Origin of the sequence: Rhodococcus sp. 14C212 (assembly GCF_011058195.1) — a bacterium.
Lineage (GTDB): Bacteria > Actinomycetota > Actinomycetes > Mycobacteriales > Mycobacteriaceae > Rhodococcus > Rhodococcus aetherivorans.
Genome location: NZ_JAALEH010000005.1, coordinates 51,459 through 77,208 on the forward strand (window position 1 = coordinate 51,459; position 25,750 = coordinate 77,208).

The 25,750-nt window shown below is 68.4% G+C and carries 27 protein-coding genes; 14 read left to right on the plus strand and 13 right to left on the minus strand.

Annotated features, from left to right (window positions below):
• Nucleotides 1-123: 123 nt before the first annotated feature.
• The 5 genes from G6038_RS04095 (at nt 124) to G6038_RS04115 (ending at nt 4,991) form a co-directional block, all read left to right on the plus strand.
• Complete coding sequence (locus G6038_RS04095; RefSeq protein ID WP_165036049.1) at nt 124-1,002, plus strand: acetaldehyde dehydrogenase (acetylating); 879 nt, start codon at nt 124-126, stop codon at nt 1,000-1,002.
• A complete protein-coding gene (gene dmpG / locus G6038_RS04100; RefSeq protein ID WP_165036050.1) occupies nt 999-2,087 on the plus strand; it encodes a 4-hydroxy-2-oxovalerate aldolase in 1,089 nt (362 codons plus the stop codon). Before G6038_RS04095 ends, dmpG begins: the two co-directional genes overlap by 4 nt.
• A gap of 15 nt (nt 2,088-2,102) precedes the next feature.
• Entirely contained in the window at nt 2,103-3,581 is a 1,479-nt protein-coding gene (locus tag G6038_RS04105) for an aldehyde dehydrogenase (RefSeq protein WP_165036051.1), read from the plus strand.
• A 163-nt stretch (nt 3,582-3,744) separates the two neighbouring features.
• Nucleotides 3,745-4,497 carry an SDR family oxidoreductase gene (locus G6038_RS04110; protein WP_165036052.1) on the plus strand — a complete coding sequence of 251 codons (753 nt, stop codon included), beginning with the start codon at nt 3,745-3,747 and terminating at the stop codon, nt 4,495-4,497.
• 65 nt (nt 4,498-4,562) lie between these two features.
• Nucleotides 4,563-4,991, plus strand: a complete 429-nt coding sequence (locus G6038_RS04115; RefSeq protein WP_165036053.1) for a tautomerase family protein — start codon at nt 4,563-4,565, stop codon at nt 4,989-4,991.
• Between the two features lie 121 nt (nt 4,992-5,112).
• On the opposite strand, the gene nphA is transcribed toward G6038_RS04115, so the two are convergent.
• Both nphA and G6038_RS04125 read right to left on the minus strand, forming a co-directional pair.
• A complete protein-coding gene (gene nphA / locus G6038_RS04120) occupies nt 5,113-5,643 on the minus strand; it encodes an NADH-dependent flavin reductase (RefSeq protein ID WP_165036054.1) in 531 nt (176 codons plus the stop codon).
• Nucleotides 5,644-5,671: 28 nt separating this feature from the next.
• The gene (locus tag G6038_RS04125; protein WP_165036055.1) at nt 5,672-7,234 is read right to left on the minus strand and encodes a 4-hydroxyphenylacetate 3-hydroxylase N-terminal domain-containing protein; all 1,563 of its coding nucleotides are present in this window, start codon (nt 7,232-7,234) and stop codon (nt 5,672-5,674) included.
• A gap of 218 nt (nt 7,235-7,452) precedes the next feature.
• Here G6038_RS04125 and G6038_RS04130 point away from each other — a divergent pair, with 218 nt between their 5' ends.
• A complete protein-coding gene (locus G6038_RS04130) occupies nt 7,453-8,475 on the plus strand; it encodes an AraC family transcriptional regulator (RefSeq protein WP_165036056.1) in 1,023 nt (340 codons plus the stop codon).
• A 53-nt stretch (nt 8,476-8,528) separates the two neighbouring features.
• On the opposite strand, the gene G6038_RS04135 is transcribed toward G6038_RS04130, so the two are convergent.
• Nucleotides 8,529-9,557, minus strand: a complete 1,029-nt coding sequence (locus G6038_RS04135) for a 2Fe-2S iron-sulfur cluster-binding protein (RefSeq protein WP_165036057.1) — start codon at nt 9,555-9,557, stop codon at nt 8,529-8,531.
• A 2-nt stretch (nt 9,558-9,559) separates the two neighbouring features.
• Nucleotides 9,560-10,777, minus strand: coding sequence for a cytochrome P450 (locus G6038_RS04140; protein WP_165036058.1), 1,218 nt, complete (start codon nt 10,775-10,777; stop codon nt 9,560-9,562).
• A gap of 129 nt (nt 10,778-10,906) precedes the next feature.
• Here G6038_RS04140 and G6038_RS04145 point away from each other — a divergent pair, with 129 nt between their 5' ends.
• Complete coding sequence (locus G6038_RS04145) at nt 10,907-11,932, plus strand: AraC family transcriptional regulator (protein WP_165036059.1); 1,026 nt, start codon at nt 10,907-10,909, stop codon at nt 11,930-11,932.
• A 180-nt stretch (nt 11,933-12,112) separates the two neighbouring features.
• Here G6038_RS04145 and G6038_RS04150 read toward each other — a convergent pair whose 3' ends face one another.
• Nucleotides 12,113-13,126 (minus strand): AraC family transcriptional regulator, encoded by a 1,014-nt coding sequence (locus G6038_RS04150; RefSeq protein WP_206024248.1) that lies wholly within the window; start codon nt 13,124-13,126, stop codon nt 12,113-12,115.
• 139 nt (nt 13,127-13,265) lie between these two features.
• On the opposite strand from G6038_RS04150, the gene G6038_RS04155 reads away from it, so the two are divergent.
• The 5 genes from G6038_RS04155 to G6038_RS04175 all read left to right on the plus strand — a co-directional run bounded on the left by G6038_RS04155 (nt 13,266) and on the right by G6038_RS04175 (nt 16,926).
• Entirely contained in the window at nt 13,266-14,579 is a 1,314-nt protein-coding gene (locus G6038_RS04155; protein WP_165036060.1) for a cytochrome P450, read from the plus strand.
• Nucleotides 14,580-14,602: 23 nt separating this feature from the next.
• The gene (locus tag G6038_RS04160; RefSeq protein WP_165036061.1) at nt 14,603-14,914 is read left to right on the plus strand and encodes an EthD family reductase; all 312 of its coding nucleotides are present in this window, start codon (nt 14,603-14,605) and stop codon (nt 14,912-14,914) included.
• 75 nt (nt 14,915-14,989) lie between these two features.
• Nucleotides 14,990-15,313 carry a 2Fe-2S iron-sulfur cluster-binding protein gene (locus G6038_RS04165; RefSeq protein ID WP_165036062.1) on the plus strand — a complete coding sequence of 108 codons (324 nt, stop codon included), beginning with the start codon at nt 14,990-14,992 and terminating at the stop codon, nt 15,311-15,313.
• Nucleotides 15,310-16,593: an FAD-dependent oxidoreductase gene (locus G6038_RS04170; protein WP_165036063.1), complete on the plus strand. Its 1,284-nt coding sequence runs from the start codon at nt 15,310-15,312 to the stop codon at nt 16,591-16,593. Before G6038_RS04165 ends, G6038_RS04170 begins: the two co-directional genes overlap by 4 nt.
• Before the next feature lie 15 nt (nt 16,594-16,608).
• A complete protein-coding gene (locus G6038_RS04175) occupies nt 16,609-16,926 on the plus strand; it encodes a DUF3263 domain-containing protein (RefSeq protein ID WP_165036064.1) in 318 nt (105 codons plus the stop codon).
• Nucleotides 16,927-17,677: 751 nt separating this feature from the next.
• Here G6038_RS04175 and G6038_RS04180 read toward each other — a convergent pair.
• From G6038_RS04180 to G6038_RS04205, 6 genes are all read right to left on the minus strand, one after another.
• A complete protein-coding gene (locus G6038_RS04180) occupies nt 17,678-18,943 on the minus strand; it encodes an acyl-CoA dehydrogenase family protein (RefSeq protein ID WP_165036065.1) in 1,266 nt (421 codons plus the stop codon).
• A 131-nt stretch (nt 18,944-19,074) separates the two neighbouring features.
• Nucleotides 19,075-19,272 (minus strand): tautomerase family protein, encoded by a 198-nt coding sequence (locus G6038_RS04185; RefSeq protein ID WP_006933877.1) that lies wholly within the window; start codon nt 19,270-19,272, stop codon nt 19,075-19,077.
• 2 nt (nt 19,273-19,274) lie between these two features.
• Nucleotides 19,275-20,063: a fumarylacetoacetate hydrolase family protein gene (locus G6038_RS04190; RefSeq protein ID WP_165036066.1), complete on the minus strand. Its 789-nt coding sequence runs from the start codon at nt 20,061-20,063 to the stop codon at nt 19,275-19,277.
• Entirely contained in the window at nt 20,060-20,854 is a 795-nt protein-coding gene (locus G6038_RS04195) for a 2-keto-4-pentenoate hydratase (protein ID WP_165036067.1), read from the minus strand. Before G6038_RS04195 ends, G6038_RS04190 begins: the two co-directional genes overlap by 4 nt.
• Before the next feature lie 45 nt (nt 20,855-20,899).
• Nucleotides 20,900-21,727: an IclR family transcriptional regulator gene (locus G6038_RS04200; protein WP_165036068.1), complete on the minus strand. Its 828-nt coding sequence runs from the start codon at nt 21,725-21,727 to the stop codon at nt 20,900-20,902.
• Between the two features lie 214 nt (nt 21,728-21,941).
• On the minus strand, nt 21,942-22,832 hold the full coding sequence (locus G6038_RS04205) for a LysR family transcriptional regulator (RefSeq protein ID WP_165036069.1): 891 nt from the start codon (nt 22,830-22,832) through the stop codon (nt 21,942-21,944).
• 95 nt (nt 22,833-22,927) lie between these two features.
• On the opposite strand from G6038_RS04205, the gene G6038_RS04210 reads away from it, so the two are divergent.
• Entirely contained in the window at nt 22,928-23,572 is a 645-nt protein-coding gene (locus G6038_RS04210; RefSeq protein WP_165036070.1) for a LysE family translocator, read from the plus strand.
• Nucleotides 23,573-23,575: 3 nt separating this feature from the next.
• Here the strand turns inward: G6038_RS04210 and G6038_RS04215 are convergent, their stop codons facing one another.
• Both G6038_RS04215 and G6038_RS04220 read right to left on the minus strand, forming a co-directional pair.
• Nucleotides 23,576-24,892 (minus strand): MFS transporter, encoded by a 1,317-nt coding sequence (locus G6038_RS04215; protein WP_165036071.1) that lies wholly within the window; start codon nt 24,890-24,892, stop codon nt 23,576-23,578.
• Nucleotides 24,893-24,949: 57 nt separating this feature from the next.
• Entirely contained in the window at nt 24,950-25,420 is a 471-nt protein-coding gene (locus tag G6038_RS04220) for a VOC family protein (protein WP_165036072.1), read from the minus strand.
• Between the two features lie 146 nt (nt 25,421-25,566).
• Here G6038_RS04220 and G6038_RS04225 point away from each other — a divergent pair, with 146 nt between their 5' ends.
• Nucleotides 25,567-25,740 (plus strand): hypothetical protein, encoded by a 174-nt coding sequence (locus tag G6038_RS04225; RefSeq protein WP_165036073.1) that lies wholly within the window; start codon nt 25,567-25,569, stop codon nt 25,738-25,740.
• Nucleotides 25,741-25,750: the final 10 nt, after the last annotated feature.

The window sequence follows — 25,750 nt, forward strand, 5'->3', positions numbered from 1 at the left end:
ATAGCCGAACAGCGACCGGATCTCGGCCGGGTGTGTCCGGTACCGCCGGATCACCCGCCCTCCACCAGGGGATCGCCCCTAGCGTCGGCGGCATCACCCCGACACTGGAGGGAAGGCCCACAGATGAGTCGATTGAAAGCCGCGATCGTCGGATCCGGGAACATCGGGACGGACCTGATGTACAAGCTGCTGCGGTCCGAGCATGTCGAGCCGGTGTACATGGTGGGCATCGATCCGGCCAGCGAGGGACTCGAGCGGGCCCGGCGGGAGGGCCTCGAGGCCACCGCGGAGGGGCTCGAGTGGCTCCTCGCCCGCCCCGAGCTCCCGGACGTGGTGTTCGAGGCCACCTCGGCGAAGGTGCACGCCGCGGCCGCACCCCGGTATGCCGCGGCCGGCATCAAGGCCATCGACCTGACGCCCGCCTCGGTGGGCCCGTACGTCGTGCCCGCCGTCAACCTCACCGAGCACCTCGACGCACCGAACGTGAACATGGTCAGCTGCGCCGGTCAGGCCACGATCCCGATCCTGTACGCGATCGACCAGGCCGCGGACGCCTACTACGGGGAGATCGTCGCCGCGATCGCCTCGCACAGCGCCGGCCCGGGCACCCGCCAGAACCTCAGCGAATTCAGCGAGAAGACCGGCAGGGCACTCGCGCAGGTCGCCGGCGCGGACCGCGCCAAGGCGATCTCGGTGATCAACCCGGCCGAGCCGCCGATGAACATGCGCGACACCGTCTACGCCAAGGTCCGCCACCCCGACCCGGACGCGATCGAGCGCGCCGTGGTCGAGATGGTCGCCAGGGTGCAGCAGTACGTCCCCGGCTACACCTTGCGTCTGGTCGACGTGGACGGCGACCTGGTCACGGTCATGCTCGAGGTCGTCGGCGCCGGCGACTTCCTGCCCACCTACGCCGGAAATCTCGACATCATCACCGCCGCCGCCGTGCAGGTCGCCGACGTCATGGCGGAGCGCAGTCTCGTCAAGGGAGCAGCCCAGTGAGCACCACCGACACCACCCACACCGCCACCCCCGGCACCGCCGGCACCCCCGACGGACGCCGCAAGGTCACCCTCGTCGACACCACCCTGCGCGACGGCATGTCGTCGGTCTCGCACCGGTTCACCCCCCGCAACGTCGCCGACATCGCCCGCGGGCTCGACAAAGCGGGAATCCCCACCATCGAGGTGGCTCATGGCATCGGCCTCGGCGCCTCCTCGATCCAGTACGGCTTCGCCGCCGCCACCGACCCCGAGTACGTGCGCGCCGCCGTCGACGCCGTCGAGAATGCCGACATCGCGGTGCTGTACGTCCCGGGCATCGCCACCCTCGCCGAACTGCAGGGCGCGATCGACGCCGGCATCGAGACCGTGCGCGTCGCGGTGCACTGCACCGAGGCCGACTGCGCCCAGCAGCCCGTCGAGTGGGCCAAGGACCAGGGCCTGAACGTGATGACGTTCCTGATGATGAGCCACAAGCTCGAGCCCGAACCGCTCGCCGAGCAGGCCGCCAAGCTCGACTCCTACGGCGCCGACGTCGTCTACGTCGTCGACTCCGCCGGCGCGATGGTGCCCCGGCACGCCGGCGCCCGCGTCGCGGCCCTGCGGCAGGCGATCTCCGCCGACATCGGCTTCCACGCCCACAACAATCTCGGTGTCGGCATCGCCAACGCGCTCACCGCCGCCGAGAACGGCGCGACGTTCATCGACGGGTCGCTGCGCGGGCTCGGCGCCAGCGCCGGCAACGCCCAGACCGAGGTGCTCGCCGCCGCGTTCGAGCGGGCCGGCTGGGACACCGGGGTCGACCTGTTCCCGCTGATCGACACCGCCGAGCACGTCGTCGCGCCGCTGATGACCGAACCGCAGATCGTCGACGAGACCGCGCTGATCCTCGGCTACGCCGGGGTGTACTCGACGTTCTTCCATCCGACCAAGCGGGCCGCGAAGAAGTTCGGCATCTCCACCCGCGAGATCCTGCTCGAACTCGGCCGCCGCGGCGTCATCGGCGGGCAGGAGGACATGATCGTCGACGTCGCCTCCGAACTGGCCGGCCGCACCTACGAACTGCCGGCCCGCGCCGGCGTCTGACACGGGGAGACTGCCATGACACAGACCCAGAACTCGCCGTCGGTCACGCAGGTCCGGCACCTCATCGGCGGCGAATGGAAGCCGGCGTCGGACGGGGCCACCTTCGAATCCCGCGACCCCCACGACGGTGCGCTGCTCGGGGTCGTGCCCGCGGGCACCGCCGAGGACGGCGCCGCGGCGATCACCGCCGCCCGCACCGCCTTCGACGACGGCCCCTGGCCGCTGCTGTCCCCGAAGGAGCGCGCGAAGATCCTGCACGCGGTCGCCGACAAGGTCGACGCCCACCGCGAGGAACTCGCCCTGCTCGAGACCCGCGACGGCGGCAAGAGCATCAACCAGTCGCTGCACGCCGAAATCCCCCGCGTGGCCCACAATCTGCGGTTCTTCGCCGACTACGTCGCGATGGCCGCCAACGAGGCCTACCCCGATGGGGACCTGCTGTCCTACGTGCTCTACCCGCCGGCCGGTGTGGTCTCGGCGATCAGCCCGTGGAACGCACCCCTGATGCTGGCCACCTGGAAGATCGCCCCCGCCTTGGCCTTCGGCAACACCGCGGTGCTCAAGCCGGCGCCGCAGACCCCACTGACCGCGCACCGCTTCGCCGAGCTCGCCCTCGAGGCCGGACTGCCCGAAGGCGTGCTCAACGTCGTGCACGGGTTCGGCGGTGAGGCCGTCGCCGGGCCGCTGACCTCGGACCCGCGGGTGGATCGGATCACCTTCACCGGCTCGAGCGCCACGGGCGTGAAGATCCTGCAGGCCGCAGCGGTCAACCACACCCCGGTCTCGGCGGAGATGGGCGGCAAGTCCGCGAACATCGTCTTCGCCGACGCCGACCTCGACGTCGCCGTGCCGATGGCGATCCGGGCGATCTTCGGCGGCAACGGACAGGTGTGCCTTGCCGGGTCCCGGCTGCTGGTGCACAACAGCATCATGGACGAGTTCCTCGCCCGGTTCACCGAGCAGGCGAGCGCGCTCACCGTCGGCGACCCGAAGGACCCGTCGAACTTCATGGGCCCGCTCATCGAGCGGCGCCACCTCGACAAGGTGCACGGCTACGTCGAGCTCGCCCAGGAGGAAGGCGGCAAGGTCGTCACCGGCGGCTCCCGGCTGACCGACGAGGCCCGCGCCGGCGGCTTCTACTACCCGCCCACCGTCGTCACCGGGCTGACCAACGCCTCCCGCACCGCGCGGGAGGAGATCTTCGGCCCGGTCGAGACCGTCCTCGGCTTCGACACCGAGGAGGAGGCCCTGCGCATCGCCAACGACTCCCCCTACGGTCTCGCCGGGATGCTGTTCACCCAGAACCTGGACCGGGCCCACCGGATGGCCGCCCGCTGGAAGGCCGGCACCGTGTGGATCAACACGTTCTTCGAACGCGACCTGCGCCTGCCGTTCGGCGGCGAAGGCGCCAGCGGCCTCGGCCGCGAGGGCGGCCAGTACTCCCGCGAGTTCTTCACCGAACCCCGCGCGGTCACCCTCCGATTGCGCGGCTGAAACGGCCGGAGAATCGGATTCGCTCGGCAGACCGGAATCCGCCCACGGCATTCGTGGGCGGATTTCTGTTCGGCGCGTCGATCGCAGCCGAACGACCGATCGCCCGTCCCGCTACCGCGCGGGTCATCCGGGCGATCCACAACGGCAAGAGGGGAATACAGAGATGACCTCATCCTCGGTGTGTGTCGTCGTCGGCGCGACCGGTGCGATGGGCACCGAGTTCACCCGTCGCCTGGCCCGTCGCGGCCTTCGCGTGATCGCCGTCGCCCGCAACGCCGACGACCTCGACAAGCTGGCGGCCTCGGACGACCTGATCGTCCCGTGCGTCGCCGACATCGCCGACGACAGCGCGATCGAGGCGATCGCCGCGCACGTCGACGCACCGGTGCGGATGGCCGTGTTCGCAGCCGGACTTCCGGTGCGCGGCTCGGCCGACACCATCGCGCCGGGCGACCTCGCGGTCGGCGCGAACATCAAGGTCGGCGGGCTGGTGCGGCTGCTGCACGCCGTCCGCGACCACCTGGTGCCGGGTTCGCGTTTCGTGACGATCGCCGGGTCGCTCGGACTCGAACCCGGCCCGCTCGACGCCGGGCCGGGGACGGTGAACGCCGCGGTCTTCAACCTCATGCGCCAGCTCAGCGCGCTGTACGGCCCGAAGGGCGTCACCACCCACACCATCGCGCCGGGGCCTGTCGACACTCCGCGGCTGCGAAAGTTCGTCGAGACCGAAGCCGCCGAGACCGGCCGCGACCCCGGCGAGATCTGGAACCGCTACCGCGCCAAGACCACGCTCGGCCGGCTACCGACCCTCGACGAGATCGGCTGGACTCTGGAGATGCTGCTCGCCCCCGAGGCCGCCGTGCTGCACGGAAGCGTCCTCACCGTCGACGGCGGGACCCGGCACGGAGTCCAATAGTCACGGAGTCCAATCGTCACGGAGTCGAATAGTTCTGTACCCCAGCATGTCACAAAGGAGCGGCCATGCCCGTTGCACACTTCCATCTCGTCGACGGCGCCTACACTGCCGAGCAACGACGTCGGCTGCTCGCCGACGCGAGCCGCTGCTACGCGGAGGTCCTCGACTCCCCGATCGAGCGGGTGCGGGCGTTCGTCGTCCGGTACGACCCCGACGACGCAGCGACGGCCGGGACGGTGATCGCCGACGGCGGCACCCCGGCCCCCTACTTCACCGCGATCGTCCTCGCCGGACGCCCGATCGAGCAGCGCCAGGAGCTGGCTGCGCGATTCACCGATCTGATCGTCGAGACCCTGGGGGCGCAGCGGGATCTGGTGCGCGGACAGATCGTCGAAGTCGATCCGGTGAACTGGTCCATCGGTGGCACCGCGGCGGCAGCGGCCCGCGCCGGCGAGATCACGGCGCGCGCGGCAGCCGCACAGCCGGCGCGGTGATCAGCGGGGTGTGAGCGAATGTGCCGTTACGTCGATCTATCCGACACGACGGCACATTCGCTCGGGGACGCGAGAGGCGGGGTGACCGCGACGCCCGCCGCGGCCACCCCGCCCTGCTCGATCAGAACCCCCAGGGTTCGTCCCTGCCCTGCAGCTCGAGCGACCGGAAGGTGCCGGTGTAGAACACCAGTGGGTGCCCGTCGTCGTACCAGAGCCGCTCCACCCGGCCCACGTGCAGGGTGTGGTCACCCGCGGGATGCGAATCGACCACGGTGCACGCGAGGTGAACCAGTGCACCTTCGAGGAGGGGCACGCCCTTGCGCCACACGAACCGGACCAGATCCGGCTGGTTCGCCGCGCCGGCGAAGTGCAGGGACAGCGGTTCCTGGTCCCCGGCGAGAATCGAAACGCCGTACCGCCCGGCCTCCCGGATCCGCTCGTTCATCTTGGCGCGGTTGGCGATCGATACGAGCACGAGCGGCGGATCGAGTGACACGGAGGTGAACGCATTGGCAGTCATTCCGTGCACCGAGGCCTCGTCCTCGGACTCGGCGGTGGTGACGATGGTGACGCCGCTGACGAACCGGCCGAGGGCCTTACGCATGTGCAGAGGTGTGACGTCGAGATCGGATTCCCGGGTGGTGTCGGTCATGACCGTGCTCCTCATCGCTGCACCCCGTTCAGCTCCGGACGATCTTCAGATCGTCGTTGTCGATCAGATCGGGGCGCGTCCAGCCGTCGATGTTGTATTCGGACATGCACTGTTCGGCGAAGCCCTTGAGCTGGTTGTCCAGGCCCTGAGCCTGATAGGCGAACAAGGTCTGGAAGCGCACGGCCTCGTGGTCGCCGCCGTAGTTGCGCTCGTACAGCTCGTGCCGGCCGCCGAACTCGGTACCGACGGCATCCCAGAGCAGCTTGAGCAGCTTGACACGATCGATGGCCGCGATGCCGTTCGACCCGCGCACGTACTGGTCGAGGTACGGCCGGATCTCGGGATTACCCCAGTCGCTCACATGCGAATTCAGGTAGATCAGGCCGCTGCCGAGAGTCTGCTGGATGATCTCCTTGATCCGCGGGTAGCCGACACCCATGAAGGTGCGGTACGCGAGACCGTAGTTGAGGTTCGGTTGCACGGCCCCGTTGACCCACGGATCGGGCGTCTTCGCCATCGCGTCGGACAGTCCCCAGAACATGTCGCGCCAGTTGAGGATCTCGCCGATCTGCATCTGCACGCCGCGGAATCCGGCCGAGCCGGTCATCTCCACCGCCTTCATCACACAGCCGGCGATGAAGTCCAGCTTCACGGCAAGACGGGCGCAACCGTGGAACATGAAGCGGGACATGAAGCCCGACTTCATCACGAACCCGTTGGTCGTCTCGGTGTCGTAGGCGAAGACGTTCTCCCACGGCACCAGCACCCGGTCGAACACCATGATGGCATCGTTCTCGTCGAATCGGCTCGAGAGCGGGTAGTCGAACGGCGTACCCATGACGGCGGCGTTCATCTCGTAGGACGTACGGCAGAACAGCTTCAGGCCCGGCGAATCCATCGGGACGGTGAAGATCAGGCCGAATTCCTTCTTGCGGAGCGGCAGGCCGTAGTGCGCGATGAAGTTTGCGTTGGTGATCGCCGACCCGGTCGCCACCACCTTGGCGCCGGACACGATCAGGCCCGCGTCGGTTTCCTCCACCACGTGCACACAGATGTCGGCGGTCTCGTCGGCGGGCTTGTCGCGGTCGATCGGGGGGTTCACGATCGCGTGGTTCATGTAGATCACGCGTTCCTGCGCTTCCTTGTACCACCGCTTCGCGTTGTCCTGGTACTCCCCGTAGAACTCCGCGTTGGCTCCGAGGGTGCCGAGGAACGACGCCTTGTAGTCGGGCGAGCGGCCCAGCCAGCCGTACACCTCACGCTGCCAGGTGGCGATCGCATCACGAGCGAGGAGCAGATCGTCGGCACTGTGCGCCGTCTTGAAGAACGGATGGGTGAAGCCTCCGTTACCGGTGTCGGTCGGCACCGACAGGATGCCCTTCGCTTCCGGCTTGTGCATCGCGTCGTACATCCGGGCCACCGACCGGACCGAATTGCGGAAGGCCGGATGCGTGGTGACGTCGTCGACCCGCTCCCCACGGAAGTACACCTCGCGACCGTCGCGGAGCGACTCGATGTACTCGTCGCCGGTCATGGGCCGGACGGTGTTGGGCGCTCCGACGGCGTCGCCGATGATCGCTGATGTCGTCATGGTGTTCACTCCTGATCTCGGGCTGTGGAGAATCGGTTTTCGGAGACCGGCACGACGGGATCGACCGGCATCGCGCCCTGCAATACGATCGGCACCGATTGCGTTGCCCGGCTTGGGGATCCACTCTCGGATGTCGCTTTCGGCGCGATGTCGGTATATCGTTCCGGACGCCAAGTCCCTGTGATCTGGAACACTAGAAGGTGGAGGTGTGCTGGAACATGGCTGAGCGCGAACAATCGGGTGACTCTGCGCGCAAGGGAGCGGCGCCCGCCCTCGTCTCGCTGCGCACGCGGGAGCTCGACACGCGCGAGGGCCGCACGCAGTGGGCGAGCACCCTCGAGCGGCTCTACGGCGAGATGGACGTGGCGTGGCCCGATCCGCGGCAGCACTTCGACGCCGAGTGGGGTGGACGGCCCTTCGGGGACCTGCACATCAGCACGATCCGCGCCGACGCCCACACCGTGGTGCGGTCACCCGAGATGATCGCCTCCGACACCTGGACGGGCTACCTCGTGTGCATCGTGACCGAGGGTCACGTCGAGGTACAGCAGTCCGGTCGGGCGACCGTCCTCGAGCGCGGAGGATTCGCGCTGCTGGACTGCTCCGCACCGTTCGTCTTCCACTCCCCCGCCCCGTTCCGCCAGGTCGTGGTGCGGTCCCCTGCCGAGCTGCTCACCTCGCGCCTGCCCGGCCGGATCGTCGGACACGGCACCGCCCGGTCGATCGGCGGCGACAACGGGGCCGGCGAACTGGTCGGCCGGTTCTTCGTCGACCTCTCGACCACGACGGCTCCGATCTCGCCGGGAGCCGCGGTGTCGTTCGCCTCGTCGGCCGTCGACATGCTGGTCACCGCCCTCGCGGAGGGTCCGCTCGCGACCAGTGCCGCGCAACTGCATCGGACGGAGGATCTCACCCGCGTCCAGCGGGTCATCGAACAGAAGTTGCACGATCCCGAGCTCACGCTGTCGGACGTCGCAGCCGACGCGGGAATGTCGTTGCGCAACGTGCAGAAGCTGTTCAGCGCGGCCGGGATCACACCGCGGGCATGGCTGTACCAGGCCCGGCTCGAGCGCGCGCGGAAGTACCTGCTGACGACCGAGATGTCCGTCGCGGAGGTCAGCGAATGCGCGGGTTTCCGGGACGTCTCCCACTTCAGCAGGACGTTCCGTGCCTCCTTCGGCTCCAGCCCCGGCCAATACCGGAAGGAGCGCGCCGACAGCGCAGCGAGCCACCGGCACTGACCGACGACCGGCCGGGTGCCGGGACGAACCCGGACATCCGGCCGTAGAACCGGTCACGTCGGCGACAGTACCGGCGGCGCGGCGCCGACGGTGAACTCCTCCCTGAAGATCAACCGGGGCGCCATGCGACGCCGTTTGAGCGCCTTGACCGCCGCGGCGACCATGGCGGGTGGCCCACACAGGTACGCGCTGCGCCCTTTGCAACTGGCGAAGTCGTCGAGCACGGCGTCGGTGACCATGCCGGTCGCACCGTCCCACTGCTCCTCGCTGAGCACAGGGTGGTAGCGGAATCGTGGATCGGCAGCCTCGAGCGCCCGGAAGAAGTCCACGTCGTACAGATCCGCCTGCCCGCGCCCTCCGTGGTACAGGTCGATGCTCGGGACGAGATCGCTGGAGAGAGCATGGCGCACAATCGACTTCAAGGGAGCAAGCCCCGTTCCACCGCCGACCAGGATGGCCGGTTCCTCCTGGGGGCGAACCAGGGCGAACTGCCCCAGCGGCCCGCGCAACTCGATCCGGTCTCCCGGCCGAAGCGAGCCGAAGATCCACCCCTCCGTCGCGAGCCCTCCGTCGACCTGCTTGATGTGGAACTCGAGGCGGCGCGACTCGGACGGCGGATTGGCCATCGAGTACTGGCGCGTCACACCGGAATCCGGCACAACCAGCTCGGCGTACTGACCGGCGGAGAACTCCATCGGCTCGTCCAGCTCCACGACGAGCCGGCGGGTGCACCATGCGATGTCGGCCAGCTCCACCGCGGTGCCGGTGTGGTCGCGCAAGGGATGCCTCGGCCCGTCCGGGGACGCGTCGTTCAACGGCGCGACGGTCAGATCGGTGCGCGGCCTCGCCTGACAGGCGAGTGTGAGCCCGGACGAGCGCTCCGCCTCGCTCAGGATGGTCTCGTCGAGCCGGCCGTGGTCCACGTCGCCGCACAGCACCCGGATCTTGCAGGTCCCGCAGGTGCCCTGCGAGCACGCGTGCGGCAGCCATCGGTTCGCCCGCAGCGCGGACTCGAGTACCGAACGGTCGGGCGCCCCGGGAAAGGTCCCGTCCTGCCCGGAAACGGTCACCGAGTGGCTCACGACTACACCTCCCATCGGACGTGCAGGCCCTGCGGTCCGCGGAAGGTCCAGCCCCAGAAGCTCGGGGTGCGGGCGGGGTCGGGTTCGATGTTCGGGATCGTCTCGAACAGCTCCTCGAGGGCGATCCGGACGATCGCGGTCCCGAGGTAGGTGCCGGCACAGGCGTGCTTGCCGGCGCCGAAGGCGAGGTGCGGCATGACCGGCCGGTCCACGGCGTAGGCGTCCGGGTTCTCCCACACCGTCTCGTCGCGGTTGGCCGAGCCGTACGCGAGTATGACCGGCGTACCCGCGGGCAGGTCGACGCCGCCGACGGTGACCTCCCGGTTCGCGACCTTGACGGCGGCGCTCCAGATCGGTGCCACCCAGCGCGCGCCCTCGTTGATCGCGCGCGGCAGGAGATTCGGCTCGTCGACGACGCGTTCGAGCTGGTCAGGGTGCTGCAGCAGACCCGCCAGGGTGGTCGTCATGACGTGGCCGGGCTCCTGCAGTGCGCCGAGCAGGAACACGTAGAGGTTGGGATAGATCTCGGCGCGGTCGCGGACCTGCCCCTCCGGCATCCCGTCGTGCAGCCAGTGCGAGATGAGGGTGTGGTCAGGGTGGGAGGTCCAGTGGTCGAGCATCGGATCGACCGTCGCGACGATCTCGTCCTTGACGCGGTCGCCGGCCTCGAACGGTGCCGGATTCGCGAAGTTCCCGTCCTCGTCGACCGCGGCGTTGCCGTAGGACAGCGCGAGTGTCTGGAACCAGCGCACGAGGGTGTCCGACGGGACGTCCGTCAAGCCCATGAGGTCGCCGACGGCGCGGACGCTGACCGGCGCGAAGTACGCCTCCTGGATGTCGACGGCCCCGAGGTCCTCGATTCCCTCGAGGATCCGCCGCGCCTGCGGCCGGACCAGTGCCTCGACGTAGGAGTCGACCGCACCGGGCCGCAGTTGCGGATCGATCCACTCCCGGATCTTGCGGTGCTGCTCGCCGTTGGAGTCGAGAACCGTTCCCTTGCCGAACGTCCGGCCCCCCGAGGGGGCGATCACCGTGGACCACGCCTGCGGGTCCTGCGTGATCTGCAGGCACAACTCGCGCGACGCCACGACGTGCATGCCGACGGCCGGCACGTACGCGACCGGGGCTTCACGGCGGAGCCGCTCGTAGATCGGATTCGGGTCGCGGTCCAATTCCTCCATGGTGATCTCGTCGATCCAAGTGGTGGCACTCGCCGTCATGGTCGTATCTCCTTTGTACTCATCCGGATTCGGAGGTAGGAATGCCGACGAGCGGCGGACGGCGTGCGGATTGCCCGTCGCTCGAGCTCTTGTGATCTGGAACACTAGGGTGTGGAGGTGAGTAGGAACATGACCGAGAGTGCACCGATGGTTGACTCCGTCTGCACGGACGATTCCGGCAAGCAGGTCGTGCTCAGCACCCGCGGCCTCGCCTCGACCGAGAGACGCGTGCGCTGGGCGGACACCCTGGAGGCAACCTACTGCGAGATGGATGTCGACTGGCCGGACAAGAAGGGTCCGTTCGAGGCCGACCTGGCGGTCCGGTCGCTCGGGGAGCTGACGGTGAGCCTGGTGCGCGCTGATCCGCACGCCGTGGTTCGCACACCGGCGATGATCAGGTCGGATCCGAGCGACGACTACCTGCTTTGCCTGATCAGGCGCGGATCCGCGGTCCTGCGGCAAAACGGGAGTGAAGCGGTGCTCGAGCACGGAGCGTTCGCGATCCTCGACGCGACGACTCCGTTCGTGGTCGACGGGACGACTTCGTTCGAACAAGTCGTGGTGCGCAGCCCACGCGAACTACTGGCCACCCGCCTGCCCTCGCACACAATGGACCACATCACCGGGTCCGGCTTCTCGGGACAGGTGGGTATAGGACGGATCGTGTCGCGGCTCCTCGTGGAGCTCGCGACGACCGCCGCACCACTGTCCCTCCGGTCGTCCTTGTCGGTCGCCGGCTCGGCGCTCGACCTGCTCGCCACCGCGATCGGCGAGTCGGCGCCTCCGACAAGATCCACCAGGCGCGTGCACGCGCAGGACCTGCGGAGCGTGCAGCGCACGATGGAGCGGCATCTGCACGACCCCGATCACACGACTGCGGAGATCAGCGCCGAGCTGGGGATGTCCGTTCGGTACATCCACAAACTGTTCAGTACCGCCGGCACGACACCGCGCGCATGGCTGTACGAGCTGCGCCTAAAGCAGGCCCGGAACCAACTGCTGACGACCGACCTCACGGTCGCGGAGATCAGCGAGCACGTGGGTTTCCGAGACGTCTCCCACTTCAGTCGCGCGTTTCGACGCCGCTTCGACAGGAGCCCAGCGCAGTTCCGACGTGACGCTATCCACGACGGTGGGCCGTCGCCCGGTTCGTGATCGGTCGGCCCTGGCCGGAAGTCGGCGCCCACTACAATCGAGTGGCGAGACCTCGTGTGGCGGCATGCAGCGAGAAGGCGGGGCATACCGCTCCTACCCGACCGGCTGGGCGGCATGTTCTCGACTGCATTGGCCGCCGTTCGGTAAGCCACCGTCAGTGCATCGCCGTAGCTTCGTCGGCTACCGGTACGGAATCGCGCGAAGATCCCGCGACGGGCTCACTCCGAAAGCTTCCCGATACTCCCCTGCGAAGCGGCCGCCGTGTAGAAAGCCCCACCGGCGAGCGATTTCGGTGACCCCCGCCGACTCTGGATCGGCGTTCACCAAGTCCCTGCGTACCCGCTGCAATCGGATTTGCTTCAGATGCCGCATGGGTGTCGTTCCCAGCGAGGTCTGGAAGCCCAACTGCAAGGCACGGACGCTGACCCCGAGGTGTCGGGAAATCTGCGCCACCGAGAGCGGCTCGTCGGCGTGCTCGTCCATGAAGTCCAGCGCTCGCCGCACCACTGCGGGCAGCACCGCTTTCGGTGTGTCCAGCCCGCGCCGATGGTCGTGGTCCGCGGCGACGAGCAACCCGTTCATCAGGCATTCGGCCATCGGAGCGGCCATAATCGGATGCAGTCCTGAGGCCGTCGGGTCGTCGAGGGACACAGCCAGCGCCCTCACCACCGACAGCCATTGTCGGCCGGGGACGGTGCGTAGATCGAATTCGACACCGAAAGCAATCGGATCGGTGAGCGCGCGACCGATACGCTCGGACAATCGTTCCTCGAGAGCCCGCCGGTCGATCTTCACGGCAAGTACCGGTGCCGGATGCGCCGACGACCATCCCCGCAGCATCGTACGGCGATCGCATCGGTACACAGCAGCAACATCCGGGGTAGCAACCATCCGTCCGTCCCCGGAGCCCGTCACCAGCTCACCCCTCAGGGGAATGTTGACCTGATACGCGTCGCGCAGCTCACCGGTGCTGATCTCCACCTCGGTCGAATAGTCCAGCCTTCCGAGAGTGATCGGTCCACAGGTCACCGCGGTCAGCTGCATCTCGAATGTGCGCTCGCTCCCCAGGACCCGCACCTCGTGCGGGTAGAACACTCCGCCGCCGATTGTGCGCGAAGCGTCGATGTCGTCCGACCGGAATGCAGTCGTCGCGGACTGCCGAATGCCGGTATCGCTCGATTCCACTGTGTCCATGTTCCGCTCGGATCGTCGCCATGCGTGTGCGCATATTGGCTGTACTTCTACGCGCAGAGGATAGCCGTCGCTGTGACCGCGATCATAGTCTCTTCGAGAAGCTTACGGCAGCTTCGATTCCCGAAACCGGAGGAACCAGATGACCGTCGATCAAGCGCCGCGTGGCGTCACCAGCCCGACCGGATGCCCGGTATCCCGGATGGCCGCCGGGTTCGATCCGTTCCAGGGCCCGTATCAGGTGGATCCGTCGTCCTCGCTGAGGCAGGCGCGCGCCGAGGAGCCGGTGTTCTACAGCCCCCTGCTCGACTACTGGGTAGTCACCCGTTACGAAGACATCAAGCAGATCTTCAAGAATCCCGCGGTGTTCTCACCGCGGATCACGCTCGATCAGATCACTCCGATCAGCGACGAAGCCCTGCAGATCCTCGGCAGTTACGAGTTCGCCCCCGGCCCGACCATCGTCAACGAGGACGAGCCGATCCACACGCAGCGACGCCGCCTGCTCATGCAGCCGTTCGAAGCCGACAACGTCGCCACGTTCGAACCGAAGATCCGTGAAGTCGTCAACGCCTACCTCGACCGGGTCGTCAAGACCGGCCGCGCCGACCTCATCGACGATCTGCTCTACGAGGTGCCCTGCATCGTTGCCCTGATCTTCCTGGGAGTCCCGGACGAGGACATCGAAACCTGCCGCCACTTCGGCATGCAGCAGACATTGTTCACCTGGGGCCATCCCGACGGCGAAGAACAGGTCCGCGTCGCCACCGGCATGGGCAAGTTCTGGAGGTTCGCCGGCGGACTGGTCGAAAAGCTGAAGGCGGACCCCGACGCCAAGGGCTGGATCCCGCACGCGATCGAGATGCAGCGCCAACATCCCGACCTGTTCGACGACAACTACCTCCAGAACATCATGATGAGTGGCGTCGTCGCCGCCCATGAGACGACCACCAACGCCACCGGCAACGCCTTCCGCACCCTGCTCGAAAACCGCAGTGCCTGGGAGCAGATCTGCGCCGATCCCACACTCGTCCCCAAGGCCGTCGAAGAGTGCCTGCGCTACAGCGGATCCGTCGTCGCCTGGCGCCGTATGGCGGTGAACGACACCACCGTCGGCGGTGTCGACATCCCGGCGGGTGGGCGCCTGCTCATCGTCACCGCGTCGGCGAATCGCGACGACGACATCTTTCCCGAGCCGGACGAGTTCGACATCCACCGTGGAAACGCGCGCCGGCACTTGACGTTCGGGATCGGTAGCCATACCTGTCTCGGTGCGACACTGGCACGACTGGAGATGAAGATCTTCCTCGAAGAGACCTCCCGCCGTCTTCCGCACATGTCGCTCGTATCCGGACAGGAATTCACCTACCTGCCCAACACCTCTTTCCGAGGCCCGGAGCACGTGCTGGTCGAGTGGGACCCTCAGCAGAATCCCGTCCCGGCCGACCGCCCCTGACAACATCGACCAGACAGGACATCATGTACCGCGTCACCACCGTCTACAATCAGCCCACCGATCCGGCGGCGTTCGACGAGTACTACGCCACCAGGCATCTCCCGCTGGTACGAGAGATACCGAACGTGAAGAAATTCGCCGTCGGCAGGTGCGAGCCGCTCGATGGCAATCCCCCCGCTGCCTATGCGCTCGCCGAGCTGTGCTTCGAGTCCAAGGACGAGGCCGGGCAAGCTTTTGCCTCACCACAAGGACAGTCCGCGGCCGGAGATGTGGCGAACTTCGCCACCGGTGGGATCTCGCTGCTGTTCAGCAACGAAAACACGGTTCTGCCCTGACCCACCCGCGGGTGCCGGGTGCTGCAGCCGGCACCCCACATCACCACCGCTTCATTTTCGTGAAAGAGAGATGACGTGCCTACCGTCACTTATATCGACCCCGATGGAACCAAGCACGAGGTCGAGGTCGCCCCGGGCAAGAGAGTCATGCAGGCCGCCATCGCGGCCGGGATCGACGGCATCGTCGCCGAGTGCGGGGGCCAGGCCATGTGCGCGACGTGCCACGTCTACGTCGAAAGTCCGTGGGCAGAGAAGTTCCCTCCGATCTCCGAGGAAGAAGACGAGATGCTCGACGACACCGTCAGCCCACGTACTGACGCCAGCCGGCTCTCGTGCCAGCTCGTCGTCACCCACGAGGTCGACGGCCTGATCGTCCGCCTGCCGGAGGACCAAGTATGAGCACCCCCCGCGTCGTGGTGGTCGGATCGGGACAGGCCGGCTTCGAGGCAGCGGTCAGTCTCCGCGGACACGGCTTCGACGGAGCCATCTCCCTCATCGGCGACGAGAGCGGCGTTCCCTACCAGCGCCCCCCGCTGTCGAAGGCCTATCTGCACTGCGAGCCCGATCGCGATTCGCTCGCACTGCGTCCGGCCCGATACTTCGCCGAACACGATATCGAGTTGCGGTGCGGCAAACCCGTCGCGCGACTTCACCGGATCGACCGACGAGTGGAACTGGTGGACGGGTCCACGGTCGACTACGATCACTTGATCCTCGCCACCGGTGCACGCAATCGCCGCCTACCGGTCCCCGGATCCGACGCCGCCGGCGTCCATTACCTGCGCACCGCCTCCGAGGCCGAGGCGCTGACTGCGCAGATGAAGGCGTGTTCGTCACTCGTGGTCATCGGCGCCGGATTCATCGGTCTGGAGGTCGCTGCCGCCGCCCGCAAGAACGGACTGTCCGTCACCGTCGTAGAGGCGATGGCCCGTCCGATGGCCAGGGCATTGACCGAAACGATGTCACAGTTCTTCTCCACCCTCCACCTCGCCCATGGTGTCGATCTGCGGCTGTCGACCGGAGTCGAGCGGATCGTGGTGGACGACGGACGCGCCCGGGGGGTGATCACCTGTGACGGGCAGACGATCCCCGCCGATGCCGTCGTGATCGGAATCGGCGTCGTCCCCAATACCGAACTGGCCGAGCACGCCGGATTGCAAGTCACCAACGGCATCGTTGTCGATGCGCACCTACGTACCTCGGATGAGCGGATTTCCGCCATCGGCGACTGCGCAGCGTTTCCCGGAGTGAGTGACGAAGGGCTCGTCCGACTCGAGTCGGTCCAGAATGCGGTCGACCAAGCCCGCTGTATTGCGGCACAACTCACCGGTACCGAGACGGCGTACCGCAGTGTGCCGTGGTTCTGGTCGGAGCAGTACGAGGCCAAGTTGCAGATTGCCGGGCTGACCACCGGCACCGATACCAGTGTCGTTCGAGGATCGGTCGCGGACGGTGCCTTCTCCGTCTTCTGTTTCCGGCATGGGCGCCTGCTGGGTGTCGAATCGGTGAACAAGCCGCGGGACCATATGGCAGCGCGCAAGATGCTGGCCTGCACGATGCCGCTCACACCGGAACAAGCCCGTGACGTCAACTTCGATCTCAAACATGCTCTGTCACAGTGCCAGTCACAGACCGATCGTCATGCTGCCCTTCCCTCCCCGCTGTCGTCGGTCGGTTGACGAAAGGAATGACCCATGTCTGCCGAAGACCGTGAGCTTCTCGAGCTCGCCCGCATCTGGCTACCGTATGGGGGTCCACCCGTCGGGGAGATCCTCGTTCGCTTCGGGATGAGCACTACACGGTTCTACGAGAACATCGTTCGCATCCTCCGCAGCCAGGTTCCCACTCGGCTGTCCCCTTCCGAGCGGGAACAGATCGAACGAGCTGCCGAGCAGTGTGCCGGAGCTCAGGTCGCGGCGGGACAGGGCGCGTCCGGGCTCGACATTGGGTCGATGCGGGTCGGCGGAGCCCGAGTCTCGAGCGCACTGCCCATCGGAAGGGGGCTGGTCTGATCGTTCGGCCAGGTCGCCGGCATGCCGGCACGCCTTACGGTGGAGCCGGCTACCACCGAAGCCCCGGGAGGACAGATGCAATCGATGACTGTACGAGGTTTCGTGCTCGGCGAGGCGTTCTCGTCGACCGATCGACGGGTCTCTCGCAGGGCATGACCAACACCACGGACCGGCACGTCTTCGACGAGAACGATGTGCGGATCCAGTACTTCCGCCTCCGAAGCGGTCACCATTCGCGTCGAATGCTGTCGAGCGAAGGCACCAGAGCTGTGGGACGAGTGACGATGTGCACTGCGAATCCAGCGTCGACCTGAACCTGAAGTGTCGCTACCAATGTCCTCGACATCGACCTCGCCACGGTGCCCCAGGGCCGGACACCGGCGATCGAATCCAACGTGTCCGCCATCTCCTCCGGCGGGTGCCTGAGAGGGCGTACCTCGGCGCGATCCTGCAAGACACCCACCATTGCCGCGGACGGTCCTGGTCGTCGACACGGCGATCCAGCGCCTTGCGCGGCACGGTCGTGCTCATGAGCCGGACGGGCTCCTGTGAACGGATCCAGAGCGCCGTCATGGGCGGTGTCCTAGGCCCACCGCGGTCTATGCACCCTCTGATCTCGGCGGAGGAGTCCGACGCCCCTCATCGGGCTCCGTTGAGGGAACCCGATGAGGGCGACACCTGTCAGGGCGGGTCAGCCTGCCGCATCGTCCGAACCGAAGAGTCTCGGACGGACGATGCGGAATCCGTAGTCCTACCCGGTGTGGTCCCGCCCGAAAATCTGCCGGGCAAGCACCCATTTCTGAATCTCGTTGGCTCCCTCGTATATCTCGCCGATCTTGCTGTCCCGGTAGATTGCCTCGACCGGCCCTTCGGTGTCGTCGGCGCCGAGGGACTGCACGAATCCGAGGCCGCCGAACGCCTGTACGGCATCCCGGGCGATGCGCGCCGCCAGGTCGGTGCCGCGCAGCTTCGCCATCGCCGCTTCGGGCTCGGGAAAGTGTTCCCCTGCGTCGAGCCGGAGCGCCGCTTTCAGGTACAGGCTGCGGGCGGCCTCGAGATCCGCCGCGTAGTCGGCCATCACGAACTGCCAATGCTGTTTGGAAGCCAGCGAACCACCGAACGCGTGCCGCGACTTCAGATGCGCGACAGTGCGGTCGAAGGCGGCCTGCGCCATGCCGACGCCGGCGGCGCCGATTCCGATGCGGCCGTAGGTGAGTGTGCGGAGCGCGACGCGCAGGCCGCCGCCGACCCGCCCGAGCACCGATTCCGGCCCGAGCGGAACACGGTCGAGGATCACGTCGGCCGTGATCTGCCCGCGGTTGCCGAGTTTGCGGTCGGGTGTGCCGACGGTGACGCCCGGTGCGGTGGTGGGAACGATGAAGGTGGTGAGGCTGTCGCCGGTCCGGGCGAGCACGACGACGACACCGGCGACGACCGAATTGGTGATCCACCGCTTGCGGCCGGTGAGTACCCACCCGTCGCCGTCCGGGCTCGCGACGGTCTGCACCGCCTCGGGAGACAGATCGCTCGACGCACCGGGCTCGCTCGTCGCGAACGACCCGACGATCTCCCCGTCGACGACGGGACGCAGCCATCGGCGCCGTTGCTCCTCGGTGCCCTGGTCCAGTGCCGTGCCGGCGAGGATGCAATGGACGTCGTAGATGGCGGCGACGCTGTTGGAGTAGTACGCCAGTTCCTCGACGGCCACCGCGGTGGCCGTGGCGCGATGCGTGAGCCCGTCGCCACCGACATCCGCGGTGAAGGGAAGGCGGAACAGACCGTTCGAGGCCATGGCCTCGAACGCGTCCCGGGGGAACCCGTCGAGGCGCTCGTCCCCGCCGGCGATCCGGCCGGCGATCGGCGAGACGGTCCGGGCGGCGAAGTCCCGGACACGGTCGCGCACCTGGTGCACCTCCGGGGGCGAAAGCAGGTCGTGGTACATCCGGTCCGCCACCCGTTCGCAGCCGGGCTCGGGCTCGGCAACCAGGGTGAGGGCGCGCTGTGGGTTCGACGTCATCGGGTTCTCCGGGGGATGCAGGGGATGGTGTCTCCCTTGTGTATCCCGCTTCCCCGCCCCGATGCGGCCCGATCACGATGCTCGACTTCGTCGCCGGCCGGCGCTGTCGCAGTTCGGAATAGCCGGACCGTTCAGGCCCGTGTCTCACGCTCGGCGATCGTCACATCCCCCGCGGCGAAGTGTGTCTTCGGCGTCTCCCGCAGCACCACCCGGATGTTGGGCAGCGGCGCGTCCAGGGCCCGGTGCGCCGCCTGGGTCAGTTCGTGGATCAGCCTCCGGAGTTCGTCCGGGCTGCGCCCCTCCGCGATCGTCACGTCGATGAACGGCATCGTCAGCCTCCCGCCACGGTGACGGTGCCGAGGGTGGTGAAGTGCGCGGCGATGCGCGCCCCCGGCTGCACCGGCACGGCGTCGGTCATGCCGCCGGTGAGCACCAACCACCCTGCCTCGATGGCGAGTCCCCGCTCGGCCAGGGTGTTCGCGGCGAAGGCCAGCGCCTCCGCGGGATGTCCGTGCACCGCGGCGCCCGTCGCCGAATCCACCACCTCGCCGTCGACCTCGAGCAGGCACGCCTCGAGGGCGAGATCGAGATCCTCCGGCGCGCGGCCGACCGGACCGGTCACGTACCGTCCGGACGAGTTGTTGTCCGCGACGGCGTCCATCATCGAGAACCGGTAGCCGGAGAAGCGGCTGTCGATGATCTCGATCGCGCCGACCACGTGCTCCACCGCGGCCAGTGCGGTCGCAGCCGAGACGCCGGGCCCCTCGAGCCTGCGGCCCATGACGAACGCGATCTCCGGCTCCGCGCGGGCGTGGATCAGCTTCTCGCGCGGGATGGGATCGCCGATCGGCAGGATCATCCTGTCCGTGAGCCACGCGGTGGACGGCGAGTCCACGCCCACCTGCCGTTGCTTCGCCTTCGACGTGACCCCGAGCTTCACGCCGGTGAGCCGCTCGCCGCGGGCGAGCCGCATGCGCAACGCGATGTCCTGCGCGGCGTACGCGGTCCCCAGGTCCAGTCCGTCCCATTCCGCGAGGATCGACGTCTGCGGGGTCGCGGTGTCCTCCGCCCGCAGCAGCACGTCGGCGACGCGGGCCGCGCTCCACAACTGGTCGCTCATTTCTCGTCCTTTCCGCCGAGCACGGCGGTGACGCTGCCGAGCCCGCTGATGTTCGCCACGATGGAGTCGCCCGCCGCCACGGGAAACGCCCTGGTCATGGAGCCTGGAAGCACCACGTGCCCCGGTTCGAGGGTGACCCCGAGCGGGCCGACCGTGTTGGCCAGCCACACCAGCGCGTTGAGCGGGGACCCGAGCACGGCTCCGCCTGCTCCCGTCGCCGTGAGGTCACCGCCGATGTGGAGCGTGCATCCGATCAGCCTCAGGTCGACGTCACCGAGGGAGACCGGCCGGCTCCCCAGGATCACGCCGCCGGAGGAGGCATTGTCCGCGATGGTGTCGAAGATGCCGATCTTCCAGTCCCGGATCCGCGAGTCGACGATCTCGAGTGCGGGCAGCACGAAGTCCACGGCCCGCGCGGCCTCGGCGGCGGTGACGCCCGGACCGGCCAGCGGCCGGCCGAGCACGAACGCCACCTCGGGCTCGATCCGCGGCTGCAGGAAGCGGCCGGCGGGGATCGGCTGATGCTCGAGGTGGAACATGCTCGCGGTCAGATGCCCGAAATCGGGTTGATCAACGCCCATCTGCCGCTGAATCGCGCGGGAGGCCAAGCCCACCTTGTGGCCCTTGACGACATCACCGGCCAGCGTCCACTGCTCGACCTGCAGCTGTTGGATCCGGTAGGCGAGTTCGATCGACGCGTCGGGATGGTCCGGGGTGAGCGGATCGATCGGTTCCCCCGTGCGATACACCTCGAGCAGTCGGTCTGCGGCCTTGTGGGCAGCGGTGTCCATGGCTCCTCTTTTTCGCTTGTCTCGTTCGTGCGGTCGGATTCGTGGTCAGGAGGCGCGTGGGCTCGCCGCCGTGAGGCCGGCGGCACCCGGGTCGTCCCGCAGGAGCGCGGGACTGCAGTCGTGGGCTTCGGCAATCGCCCGGGTGATCTCGTGCGCGGCACCGACCACGGCCCGCTCGAGCTGCGGTCGCCGCTGGACGAAGCGCGTCGCGGGCACGCTCACGCTCACGGCCGCCACGACGGAACCCAGGTCGTCGCGCACCGGGGCGGCGACGCAGTGCACCTCCGAGACGGTCTCCCCGAGGTCCGCAGCGAAGCCGGCCGAGCGCACACCGGCCAGGGCGTCCAGAAGTGTCTGGGGGTTCGTGGTGGTCGACGGTGTCAGCCGCCGCAACGGGCGCATGGCCAGATACCGGCGCACCTCGATCTCCTCGAGCTGCGCGAGCAGCACCTTGCCCACCGCCGTGGAATGCGCATCCAGGCGCGTCCCGATCCGCGCACCCTGCACGGTGATGTTGTGATTGCCGAGAATCTTGTCCACGTAGAGGACGTTCCATCGATCCATGACCGCGAGATGAGTTGTCTCGCCGTACTTCTCCACGAGTCGCTCGAGGACCGGGGCGGCACAGGACCGGACGTCGACGGTGCCGCGCAGCGTCTCTCCCAGCTCCACGACGCGCCAACCGAGCCGGTAGCGTCCGCGTGCGCGGCACTGGAGCAGCCCCGTGTCGACCAGGCTCGACAGCAGGGCGTGCGCGCTCGATCGGGGAACATCGATCGCCGCCGCGACCTCGGAGACTCCCCACTCGGGTTGCTGCACCGTGAACAGGTCCAGCACCGGTCCGATCCTCTGCACCGTCTGCAGTGACGCCACGTCCAGGTCCGTCCTTTCGGGTCGCGGCGGAGGCCTCGGATGCGCACCACCCGCCGCCGGATGCTTGTGATCTGGAACACTAGGTCCCCGGATGGCGGGCGAACATGGCTGGGAATGCACAGAAGGATGACTCCACGCGCACCGAGTGCGCACATCCCGTGACGCTGCCTCGGGAATCGGCGCGAGACGTGCGCACTCGCGGGGCGCCGGCGGGTTACGCGCCCAACGACATCCGCAGGTGCGACACGACGTGCGCGAGGGTCGGGTCGTCGAGCTGACCGGCGCGCCGGACGACGCTGACGACCCGCACGGCGCCGGGCGCGGGTATCGCCACCAGGTCCGGTCCCAGCGGCCTGCGGCCCAGTCGCGGCACCAGCGCGGCGGCGAGCCCGGCGCGCACGAAGTCCAGATGGACGTCGAAGTCGCTCGACGTGCAGGTGATCCGGGGGCGCAGGCCGTGCCCGGCGAACATGGACATCAGCCATTCGTGGCACAGCGTCCCCTCGCCGGTGGACACCCAGTCCGACGACGAGAGCTGTTGCGGTGAGAACGTTCCGCCGAGGGCCGGCGGATGGTCCGCGCGCACGATCACGTCGGCGCCGTCGTCGAGCACGTGTTCGGCGACGAGGGCGTCGGGCAACACCCGCGGCAACGACCGCCAGTGGTGCAGCACGGCGACGTCGGCCCGCCCGGTGGCCACCCTCAGGGCAGCGTCGACCGGGTCGGCCTCGACGACCCTGACGGACAGATCCGGCCGGCCCCTGGTGGCCGAGTCCAGCGCCGCGGGGATGCCGGCCCGGATCGCCGTCGTGAATGCCGCCACCGTGACCGCGCCGGCGATCCGCGGCGATCCCGAGGCCCGGAAGAAGGCCGATTCCAGCTGCCCGAGAAGGGGTTCGGCGTCGTCGAGGAGGCGCTGCGCGGCGGGGGTGAGCACCACCCGGCGGCCCACCGGGGCCGTCAGGGCCGCGCCGAGCCGTCGCTCGAGCCGTTTGACGCGCTGGCTGACGGCGGAGGGCGTGTAGCCGAGGGCGCTCGCGGCCTCGGTGACCGTGCCGTGGTCACGCAGCGCACGCAGGGCCACGAGTCCGTCGACGTCGAACATGTAGCAACATTACACAGAACCCTGCACAAAGTTGTGATGGACGTGCACATTTCCGGGCGGCACTCTCGATCCTGTCCCGAACGGAAGGGGTTCCCGTGGTTTCTGCCTCCGCTGCGGCCGGGGTGGCCGTGGTCGCGCTGGGCATGGTCCTCACGCCCGGCCCGAACATGATGTATCTGACCTCCCGGTCACTGGCCCAGGGCCGCCGCGCCGGCCTGGTGTCCCTCGCGGGCGTCGGCACCGGGTTCCTCTGCTACCTGCTCGCCGCTGCGGCCGGGCTCTCCGCCCTGTTCGCCGCGGTCCCCGGCGCCTACGATCTCCTGCGGTTCGCCGGCGCGGGCTGTCTCGCCTACCTCGCATGGGGCATTCTGCGTCCCGGGGGCGGTGCACTCTTCGCCCCGGCCCCGGCGACCGAGCACTCGGCGGCGCGACTGTTCGGCATGGGCCTCGCGACGAACGTGCTCAACCCGAAGATCGCCCTGATGTATGCGGCCCTGCTACCCCAGTTCGTCTCGCCCGCCGCCGGTCCCGAATGGCGGCAATTCCTCGTGCTCGGCGCAGTCCAGATCGGGGTGGCGCTGACGGTGAACGGGGTGATCGTGCTCGGCGCGGCAGCCGTCGCGCGCCGCATGGCAACGCACCCGTGGGCCGTGCGGGCCCAGCGCCTCGTCACCGGCACGGCCCTCGGCGCCTTCGCCGTGGCGACGGCCTGCAGCCAGGCGCCGGCCGCACGGGCGTAGGGCTCAGGCCTCGAGCACCTGCCCCTTGCGCTCCGGCAGCGTGTAGGCGGCGACGGCGGCGACGGCGAACGCCGCCGCGAACACCCCGAAGACGAGCGGGTTGCCGCCGGCCGTGAGCAGCCCGGGCACCAGCAGCGGCGCGAGGATCGACGCGATGCGCCCGAACGCGGCCGCCGCACCGGTCCCGGCGGCCCGCACCGACGTCGGATACAGTTCCGGACCGATCGCGTACAGCGCGCCCCACGCGCCGAGGTTGAAGAACGACAACGCCATTCCGGCGGCGACGATCCGGGTGGGGGTGTCGGCGAGGCCGAACAGTCCGGCGGCCACGGCCGAGCCGACGAGGAAACTCGCCAAGGTCGCGCGCCGCCCCCACACCTCGATCAGCCACGCGGCGGCCGCGTATCCCGGCAACTGCGCGAGCGTGATGATCAGCGTGTACTGGAAGGACTTCACCAGGTCGAAGCCCTGGGTGACCAGCAGACTGGGCAGCCAGATGAAGGCCCCGTAGTACGAGAGGTTGATGCCGAACCACACCGTCCACAGGGCGACGGTCCGGCGCCGCAGCCGCGACGACCAGATCGACTCGGCCGCCGCCGGGTCGGTGCGCACCGGACACGACGTCTCCTCCTTGGCCGGGGGCGCGTCGCGCCCGGCGGACATCTCGAAGGACCGGACGGCCGTCTCGGCCTCGCCGTAGCGGCCACGGCTCTCGAGGTACCGGACGGATTCGGGCAGGCCGAACCGCACGACCACCGCGTACAGGGTGGGGACGATCCCCACGGCCAGCGCCCAGCGCCAGCCGTCGTCGCCGAGCGGGATCACGAAGTAGCCGATGAGGGCGGCGAGGATCCACCCCGCCGCCCAGAACGCCTCGAGCGCGACGACCATGCGGCCACGCTGCCGGCGCGGCGCGTATTCGCTGACCAGGGTCGACGCGACCGGAAGTTCGGCGCCGAGACCCAAACCGACGACGAACCGCAGCACGATGAGCACCGCGACGGAGCCGGCGAGCGCGGCGGCACCGGTGGCCAGGCCGTATACCAGCAGCGTCACCGCGAACACCTGGCGCCGGCCGATCCGGTCGGCGAGCAGGCCGCCGAGCGCGGCGCCGACGGCCATCCCGACGAAGCCGATCGAACCGATCCACGACAGCTCGGTCGTGCTCAGGCCCCACTGCACGGCCAAGGCGGCCATCACGAACGAGATGAGCCCGACGTCCATGGCGTCGAGCGCCCAGCCCACACCGGAGCCGAGGAGCAGCTTGCCGTGTCTGCGGGTGAACGGGAGCTCGTCGAGCCGCTCGGTGCGCGTGGTCATCGACCGAAAGCTATCACCGCCGCCGCGGTGTCCGCTGGGCTCGGCCGCCGCGCCGGTTCAGCCGCGGGCGGCGTCCTCGAGCGATGCGATCTCGATCCTGCGCATCTGCAACATCGCCTCGGTGACGCGCCGGGCGACCTCGGGGTCGGTGTCGGAGAGCAGCTCGAAGAGCCGCCGCGGCACCACCTGCCAGGACAGCCCGAAGCGGTCCTTCAGCCAGCCGCACTGGCTCTCTTCCCCGCCCTCGGTGAGGGCGTTCCAGTAGTGGTCGACCTCGTCCTGGTCGGCGCAGTCGATCTGGAACGACACCGCCTCGGTGAACGAGAACTCCGGGCCGCCGTTGAGCGCGACGTAGCGCTGGCCGTCGAGCTCGAAGTCGACGGTCATGACGGTGCCGGCCGGCTTGGGGCCGGTGTCCTGGTAGTAGGTGGTGCCCAGGATGCGGGAGCCGGGGAACACGCTGGTGTAGAACTTGGCCGCGTCCTCGGCCTCGGTGTCGAACCACAGGAACGGGGTGATCTTCGGCATCGTCTTCTCCTTGCTCGGTGGATGACGGCGCCCTGTCGGCGTCACAGATATCGACCCGAGACGGAACCGGAACTCATCGCGGTCGCAACCGCCGCCCGCACGGGCGATCATGGACTGGTTTCGATACCCGTCGGAAGGAGACGCTCATGCGGACGTCGGCTCGCATCATCACGGCAGTTCTCGGCGCCACAGTCCTGTCGGCGCTCGCGCCCGGCACGGCCCTCGCCGACACCGCCGACGAGGGCTCGAGCGTGATCGGGTCCGCGGAGATCTTCTCCTGGCTGATCGATTTCCTGGCCAGTGCCTTCGGTCTGTCCTGAGCGGCCGGCG